The sequence below is a fragment of the Streptomyces sp. NPDC002446 genome (genome assembly GCF_053595675.1).
The window spans coordinates 1-7,076 of record NZ_JBSFYC010000137.1 but is presented as its reverse complement, the minus strand read 5'-3'; the positions used below and the strand labels follow the sequence as shown (position 1 = coordinate 7,076).

General features: G+C 71.9%; 9 protein-coding genes. 5 read left to right on the top strand and 4 right to left on the bottom strand.

Going from position 1 to position 7,076, the window contains the following annotated elements; all coding sequences use genetic code 11:
* Window positions 1–119: 119 nt before the first annotated feature.
* From ACWD6P_RS36585 to ACWD6P_RS36575, 3 genes are read right to left on the bottom strand one after another with little or no spacing between them, the layout of a single operon-like run.
* Window positions 120–569 carry a hypothetical protein gene (locus ACWD6P_RS36585; RefSeq protein ID WP_451448535.1) on the bottom strand — a complete coding sequence of 150 codons (450 nt, stop codon included), beginning with the start codon at window positions 567–569 and terminating at the stop codon, window positions 120–122.
* Between the two features lies 1 nt (window position 570).
* Complete coding sequence (locus tag ACWD6P_RS36580; RefSeq protein WP_451448534.1) at window positions 571–1,044, bottom strand: DUF2269 family protein; 474 nt, start codon at window positions 1,042–1,044, stop codon at window positions 571–573.
* Window positions 1,045–1,054: 10 nt separating this feature from the next.
* Window positions 1,055–1,813 (bottom strand): DJ-1/PfpI family protein, encoded by a 759-nt coding sequence (locus ACWD6P_RS36575; protein ID WP_451448533.1) that lies wholly within the window; start codon window positions 1,811–1,813, stop codon window positions 1,055–1,057.
* 221 nt (window positions 1,814–2,034) lie between these two features.
* On the opposite strand from ACWD6P_RS36575, the gene ACWD6P_RS36570 reads away from it, so the two are divergent.
* The 3 genes from ACWD6P_RS36570 to ACWD6P_RS36560 all read left to right on the top strand — a co-directional run bounded on the left by ACWD6P_RS36570 (window position 2,035) and on the right by ACWD6P_RS36560 (window position 4,256).
* Window positions 2,035–2,973, top strand: coding sequence for a GlxA family transcriptional regulator (locus ACWD6P_RS36570; RefSeq protein WP_451448532.1), 939 nt, complete (start codon window positions 2,035–2,037; stop codon window positions 2,971–2,973).
* 264 nt (window positions 2,974–3,237) lie between these two features.
* Window positions 3,238–3,726, top strand: a complete 489-nt coding sequence (locus ACWD6P_RS36565; RefSeq protein WP_451448531.1) for an EF-hand domain-containing protein — start codon at window positions 3,238–3,240, stop codon at window positions 3,724–3,726.
* 92 nt (window positions 3,727–3,818) lie between these two features.
* A complete protein-coding gene (locus ACWD6P_RS36560) occupies window positions 3,819–4,256 on the top strand; it encodes a (2Fe-2S) ferredoxin domain-containing protein (RefSeq protein WP_451448530.1) in 438 nt (145 codons plus the stop codon).
* A 115-nt stretch (window positions 4,257–4,371) separates the two neighbouring features.
* Here the strand turns inward: ACWD6P_RS36560 and rpsR are convergent, their stop codons facing one another.
* On the bottom strand, window positions 4,372–4,548 hold the full coding sequence (rpsR, locus tag ACWD6P_RS36555; RefSeq protein WP_451448536.1) for a 30S ribosomal protein S18: 177 nt from the start codon (window positions 4,546–4,548) through the stop codon (window positions 4,372–4,374).
* Between the two features lie 532 nt (window positions 4,549–5,080).
* On the opposite strand from rpsR, the gene ACWD6P_RS36550 reads away from it, so the two are divergent.
* Window positions 5,081–6,259: an ATP-binding protein gene (locus ACWD6P_RS36550; RefSeq protein ID WP_451448529.1), complete on the top strand. Its 1,179-nt coding sequence runs from the start codon at window positions 5,081–5,083 to the stop codon at window positions 6,257–6,259.
* Between the two features lie 483 nt (window positions 6,260–6,742).
* Window positions 6,743–7,076: transposase (locus ACWD6P_RS36545; protein ID WP_451448528.1), on the top strand; the 334-nt coding region annotated here is incomplete at its 3' end.

Sequence of the window (7,076 nt, the reverse complement as noted above, 5' to 3'; positions counted from 1 at the left end):
CTCGGCCTCGCGCGGCCAGCGTGCAGTCGCGTCCCGCATCACCTGATGGCGGCGGTCGAGGCGCTGCTGCCGGCCGCTGAACGGCCGCCCGGGGCGCGCACCTTGGGACTGACGACCCGTCATACCACCCGTGTCGGATGCGAATCCGACGAGACGCCCGTACGCGCATCGGTGCCGGTGCCGGTGCCGGTGCCGATGCCGGGACCGGCACCCGACCCCGACCCGGACCTCGACCCCGACCCGGACCCGGACCCCGACCCGGACCCGGACCCGGCCCCGGCCCCGGTTCCGGTTCCGGTTCCGGCCCCCGTGAGTCTGCGTACCACGAGCAGGCCGCCGACCCCAGGCAGCAGGGACACGACGACCGCGAGCGGCGTGCGCCGCGGGTCACGGGCCACGGCGACGACGGTGAACAGATAGGCGCAGCCGTGGGTGGGGCCGGTCAGCGAGGAGACCGCCGGCAGGTGGGCGGTGGCGAGGTTGGCCAGCAGCACCGCGAGCGTGATGAGTTCGACGGCCGCGGCGATCCGCAGCGCCCGGCGCGGACGCGCCGAGGTGGTACGCGGCATGTCAGGCTCCCGTCGTCGAACCGGGACGGATGATCATCAGGACGGTCACCGTGGCCCACAGCAGATTGAAGAGCCCGGTGAGCATGGCCAGCCGGGCCGTGGTGCGGTGGACGGCGGGGGCGGTGGCGGTCGACTCGTCGAGCTGTTCCAGCAGCTCGTCCTGGCGGGGCAGGACGAGCAGCGCGAGGATGCCGGCGGCCGCCGCGGTCAGCACGATCGAGACGATGAGCCAGGCGTCGCCGAGGACGCCGAGGCTGCTGGCGGTGGCGAACCCCAACACCGGGACCGCCAGGCCGATTCCGGCGTAGACCCGGCAGATACGGTGCAGGAGCCGGACCGTACCGAGCGCGGCGGCGTCGGGGCCGGCCGCGTGGGCGCGCCGGGCGGCGGGCGGAAACATGCTGGCGGCGACGGTCACCGGCCCGATGGCGACGAGGGCGGCCAGGACGTGCAGCGAGAGCAGAAACTTGGTCACGGTGCGCTCCTCAGACGGCGACGGGCGCCGGACCGCGGTCGCGCCATACGACGCCACGGCGCTCATGGGCGAACAACTGCTCCACCGCGTGGGCGACTTGGGGCCCCACCTCGCGTTCCAGCAGATACAGCCCGAGGTCCAGGCCGGAGGTGACGCCCGCACCGGTGACCAGGTCGCCGTCGTCGACGACACGGGCCGCCACCGTGCGCACCCCGGCCGCCTCCAGAAGGTCCATCCCCTGGTGGTGGGTGGTGGCGCTGCGGCCTTCCAGGAGTCCGGCCATCGCCAGGACGAGCGAGCCTCCGCACACGGTGGCCACCGTCACCCCGGCGTCGTCCATCGCCGCCCCGAGCAGCGGGGGCAGCTCGGTCCGCACCGCACGCCCGAGCACCGCGGCGATGCTCTCACCACCGGCGCTCTCTCCGGCGGGGTCACCGATCCCGGCGCCGACACCACCACCGGCGCCGACACCACCACTGCCCACAGCGCCACCGCCGACGCCACCACCACCGGCCTCCGCGCCCGGCCCGCTCATCCGGCCCGCCGCGCCGGGGACCAGGACCAGGTCGGCCCGCTCCGGTTCCAGGCGGGCGGTCGCCGTCAGCGTCACGCCGCCGATGCCGCTGACGACCTCGCGCGGCCCCTCGGCGGAGACGAGTGCGACGGTCACGGCGCCGCCGGACGCGAGGCCGCCCGCGTGGAGCACCTCGTAGGGGGCTATGACGTCGAGCGGGTCGAAGCCGTCGAACAGGACGATCTGAGCATGCATGCGTTGTTCCCTTTTGTGGCGTGACAGGCGGTCCGATCGCTGATGTCTGACCTGACCGCCCATGACGGTAGTCAGCACCGCCACGCGCCCCCAGTAGCGAGATCGACATACTTCAACGGGATATCGCCAACCGCCGCACGGCCGCATCCCGCCCGGGAACCAGCAGGAGAAGCCCCTCGGCGTCCCTCGGCGTGAATCCGGCGGACGGGTAGATTGCCGCCATGCACACCGTCGCCGTGCTCGCCCTGGATCAGGTGATCCCCTTCGACCTCTCCACCCCCATCGAGGTCTTCGCCCGCAGCAGGCTGCCCGACGGCCGTCCCGGCTACCGCGTACGCGTCTGTGCCGAGCAGCCCGAGGTCGACGCGGGGCTGTTCACCTTGCGCGCCCCATGGTGCCTGGACGCCCTCCGCGATGCCGACACGATCATCGTGCCCGGTACGACCGACGAATCCGGCGTCCTGTCGCCCGCCGTCCGCCAGGCCCTCGGCCGCGCCGCCGCCGACGGCACCCGTATCGCCTCGATCTGCGTGGGCACGTTCGTCCTCGCCGCCGCCGGGCTCCTCGACGGACTGCGCGCCACCACCCACTGGATCGGCGCGGCCCATCTCGCCGCCACCTATCCGGACATCGACGTCGACCCGGACGTGCTGTACGTCGACAACGGGCAGATCCTGACCTCCGCCGGCGGGGCAGCGGGACTGGACCTGTGCCTGCACATGATCCGCCGTGACTACGGATCCGCGGTCGCCGCCGACGCCGCCCGGCTGTCCGTCATGCCACTGGAACGCGAGGGCGGCCAGGCCCAGTTCATCGTCCAGCCGCATCCGCCCACGCCCCGCGGCTCGACCCTCGAACCTCTGCTGGGCTGGCTTCAGGACAACCTCGCCCAGGACCTCACCCTGACGGATATCGCCACCCACGCGGGTCTGAGCACCCGCACCCTGCTGCGGCACTTCAGCGAGCAGACCGGCAGTACGCCGCTCCAGTGGCTGCACCGAGCCCGTGTCCGCCGGGCGCAGCACCTGCTGGAGACCACCGACCACTCGGTCGAACGCATCGGCGCGCAGGTCGGCTTCGGTTCCCCCACCACCTTCCGCGACCGCTTCAAGCGCACCACCGGCGTCAGCCCGCACACCTACCGGCGGACGTTCCGCTAGGGCCGCGTAGCCGTGTATCGGGCAGGCCCTGGCGGCCACGAGCTCATGGCCGGCCGCGATCGGACGGCGCACACGCGTGGGGTCGGACGGCGCACACGCGTGGGGTCGGGCGCGCACACGCGTGGGGTCGGGCGCGCACGCCACGTCGATGACCCTCGGTCAGCACTTCGCGACTTACTGTGCTCTCGGTGGTGATCGTGCCGGATGCGATCGGCCGCCTCTCCGGGCTCCTGCGGGAGCCACCACGTTCAGAAGGGATGACGCATGATCACCGATGCCCTGCGCGCGGAGTACGAGCACCGTTTCTCCCTGTACGACTCCGATGGCGACGGCTACCTGACCGTGCGGGACTTCACCGAGCGGGCGCGGCGGATGAGCGACGCCGCGGGCGAACCGCCGGAGTCGCCCAAGGCGCAGGCGGTCCACGCCGGGATGCGCAACATCTTCGAGCAGCTCGCCGCCCTGACGGGCGTCGAGGCCGAGGGCCGGATGGACCGGGAGCAGTTCATCGCGGCGTTCATGCGGGCCAGCGAGTCGGGCGAGATCGGCCGGGTGGTGTGGCCGTCGATCGCCGCGACCGTCGCCCTGGCCGATGCGGACGGGGACGGTGTGGTGAACCGGGCGGAGTTCACCGCTCTGCAGCGCGCGACCGGCTTCTCGGAGACTCAGGCGGAGCAGGCGTTCGCGGCGCTGGACCACGACGGTGACGGACGGCTGATCGTCGCGGAGTGTCAGGCCGCCGTGCGCCAGTAGCCGCGGCGACCGCGCCGGGCGGCCGCCGGCGGATGTCCTGATCCGGACGACGGGGTCTGGTCGATCCCGCTCCGGAGCCCCAGACTCGGCTCATGGATACCGGCCCGGACGGCCGTACGAGGATCGACGGGGCCCGCGGCCGCCCCTGCACCGTGGTGGTGTGCCGCGGCTGCTGCTGCGGAAACCCGCACAAGCACCCCGGCACCGACCACGAAAGACAGCTCGCCCGGCTCCGGGCCGCCGCGGCGGAGTCGGGCGGGCGGCTCGCGGTCCGTACGAGTGAGTGCCTGGGCCCGTGTGCTCAGGCCAACCTCGTCGTCGTCCTGCCGTCCGGGGAGGGCCGGCGCCGTGGCGGCCGGGTGACCTGGATCGGCTGGGCGCTGAGCGAGGACAGCACCGGCGCCATCCTCGCCTGGGTGCGGGCCGGCGGGCCCGGAGTGGCCGCGCCAGGGCCCGCGCTGGAGCCGCAGTGCGTACCGTCCCCGGGACAGGCACAGGCGCGTGCCCGCGGAGGCCGTGCCCCCCGGTGAACCTGACGCAGGCTCACCCCGCCGCCCGGGCATGCCCGTGCCGGCGACGCGATCGCCGCCGGCACGGGCAGACCTCCCCGGTTTCCCCGGTTTCCCGGGAGGTGGTTCTCCCCGGTTACCTGGAGGAGTACGGCAGCAGGGCCATCTCCCGGGCGTTCTTGATCGCACGGGTCAGCTCGCGCTGCTGCTGGGCGGTGACCCGGGTGACCCGCCGACTGCGGATCTTGCCGCGGTCGGAGATGAACTTCCGCAGCAGATCGGTGTCCTTGTAGTCGATGTACATGCTGACGATGTGGGCGACTGGCGCCCTGACCTGGGGTTTTCAGGCCCACTTTTTCGTGCGAAGCCGCTGCCACGACGCCGTAGCGGTCGTGGTGGCTGACGGTGATGTGCGGACGTGTTTCCGCCACGAGAAGTGCACCTCGCAGAGGTTGGGGCCGTGCGGACGACGAGGATGCGGCCCCAAGACGGGTTTGGTGATGCCGGAAAAATGCGCTAGCGCGAGCGAGACCGACGGTCGTGCCTATGCAGGCCCCCAGCCGCGCGGCGGACTCCTCCGTTGCCGCGGTGCTCTCCTGCGCGGCGACTGCCGCGGGTGGCTTCGGCTTGCGGCGACCGCTTCAGCCCCTTCGGGCTGCGTCACGGCGCCTGCTCGGCCCGGGGCATGTCGACGAGCGCGCTAGCGTTCTCCGCGTGCACCGCCGCGGGATGAAGGCCCCGCTGGTTGGGCCCCGACGAGCATGCCGTAGAACGTGCGTGTGGGTATGAATGTGGGCACACGCATACGGACGGGCCTGCGGATGGGCCTGCGTTTCAAGATCGGGATGACGATCGCTGTGACGGCTGCGGTGTCGGCAATGCTGACGGGCGCTTTCGTCCCGCAGATCGTCCAGGACGACCGTCGTGACGGCGTCTCCGCCGAGTACCACGAGGCCGTACGGCAATACCGGGCGTCCGGGGGCCAGGTCACGGCCGGACTCGAAGCTGACCCGGCGAACGTACCGGAGAGCCTGCGCGACCACGTCGGGCGCGACGGGTACACGGTGGCCACCTATCTGGACGAGGACGAGACGGGAACGACCGTCTGGGCGGCGGGCGGTGAAGACGGCAAGCTGCTGACTCTCCGCCGCCACTTTCCCCAGACCCTCTTCGAGGATCTGGCACGGGCCACGCTGTTCGCCGCCGTCGTCGGCGCGCTCGGCGCGAGCGTCGTGGGCCTCGGGCTGGCGGCCGCGATGGTCCGCCGGCTCCGGCGGTCCACCCGCCAGGCCAACCGGATCAAGGACGGGGAGCTGGACGCGCGCCTGCCCCAGAGCGGGCGGGACGAGATCGCCCAGCTCTCCGCGGCCGTCAATGCGATGGCGCAGGCCCTCACCGCCCGAATCGAGTCCGAGCGCGTCGTGACGGCGAACATCGCGCACGAGTTGCGCACCCCGGTTGCGGGACTCCTGACCGCATCGAGCCTGCTCACGGGGGACGACCGTCCGACCGAGATGGTCCGCGAGCGCGCCGTGCGGCTGCGGGACCTGATGGAGGACGTCATAGAGGTGGCTCGGATCGACAATGGGGGCGAGCGTGCCGATCCGAGTGAGGTGGAACTCGCCGCGCTCGCCCGGCGCGTGGTCGCAGGCGTGCGGGCCGACCGGCCGCAGGCGGTGGTGGCCGTGGAGGTCATCCGCGACAGCGTGCGGGAGACGGACCCGCGCCGCCTCGATCGTGTCGTCACCAATCTGGTCACCAACGCGCTGCGGCACGGCGCGGAGCCGGTGGTGGTGGAGGTCGACGGCCTCGAACTGCGGGTCCGTGACCATGGCCCAGGCTTCCCGCCTGAGCTGATTGCCCACGGCCCGCAGCGGTTCCGTACCGGCGGCAACGGCGGCCTCGGCCTGGGCCTGGCCATCGTCACCGGGCAGGCTGGAGTGATCGGTGCCCGTCTGAGCTGGCACAACCCACCCGAGGGCGGCGCCGTCGCCACCGTCACCCTCCCGCCGGACACCCCCTAGACGATCAAGCCGGGCCTGAACCTGTTCTCCCGGGTTCAGGTCGCATATCGCTGTCGGCATGGTGGTGAGGCAACTGACGAACCTAATGGTCCCGAAGGGAGCGGCGACGCAGATGTCGCTCCCGCTTCCGCCGCCGATCCTGCCGCTGTTTCTGCCGCCGGGTCCGCCATTGCCAAGGGTCGGGTCCCGCAGGCGTGCCACTGTTTCCGCACCTGCCTGCGAAGGCTTGGATGACGGGTCCCGGTGCAGCCACGAGCGGATGCCCGGTGGCCACCACTCGTGCGGCGAGCTTCGTTGAGGGTGCCGAAGGGCCCTGTGGCCCAAGGGGTATGGCCGTGGGCGGCGTTGGCCTTCGCGGCGTCGAGGTACAGCTGGACGAGCCGACGTGCGGCTCGGCGGATGGTGTTCTGCAGAGGCATGGGAACGGATTCCTTCGGATGCTTAGACCGTGTCCCATGTGGTGCGGCGGGGTAGGACCTCAATATGGGGCAGGGGACGTGGAGTTGGATTGTTCCGGACGGGTTGTGGGAGATCGCGAAGCCGCTGATCCCACCGTCGAAGGTGCGGCCTCAGGGCGGCGGAACCCAGGACACGCCTGATGAGACGCTGTTCGCGGCCATCATCTATGTGCTGGTGAGTGGCTGCGCCTGGCGGGCGCTACCGCCCTGCTTCGGCGTCTCCAAGTCCACGGCCCATCGCCGGTTCCTGATCTGGTCCAGAGCTGGAGTATGGGGCCGGCTGCACGAGGCCGTCCTGCACCGCCTCGACGACGCCGGCCTCATCGACGTCTCCCGCGTTGTGCTCGATACCGCTCATG

Bases quoted from the DNA above. Each gene is read 5' to 3' on its own strand.
- ACWD6P_RS36585 (WP_451448535.1), bottom strand. From the start codon at position 569: ATGCCGCGTACCACCTCGGCGCGTCCGCGCCGGGCGCTGCGGATCGCC.
- ACWD6P_RS36575 (WP_451448533.1), bottom strand. From the start codon at position 1,813: ATGCATGCTCAGATCGTCCTGTTCGACGGCTTCGACCCGCTCGACGTC.
- ACWD6P_RS36570 (WP_451448532.1), top strand. From the start codon at position 2,035: ATGCACACCGTCGCCGTGCTCGCCCTGGATCAGGTGATCCCCTTCGAC.
- ACWD6P_RS36565 (WP_451448531.1), top strand. From the start codon at position 3,238: ATGATCACCGATGCCCTGCGCGCGGAGTACGAGCACCGTTTCTCCCTG.
- ACWD6P_RS36560 (WP_451448530.1), top strand. From the start codon at position 3,819: ATGGATACCGGCCCGGACGGCCGTACGAGGATCGACGGGGCCCGCGGC.
- ACWD6P_RS36550 (WP_451448529.1), top strand. From the start codon at position 5,081: ATGACGATCGCTGTGACGGCTGCGGTGTCGGCAATGCTGACGGGCGCT.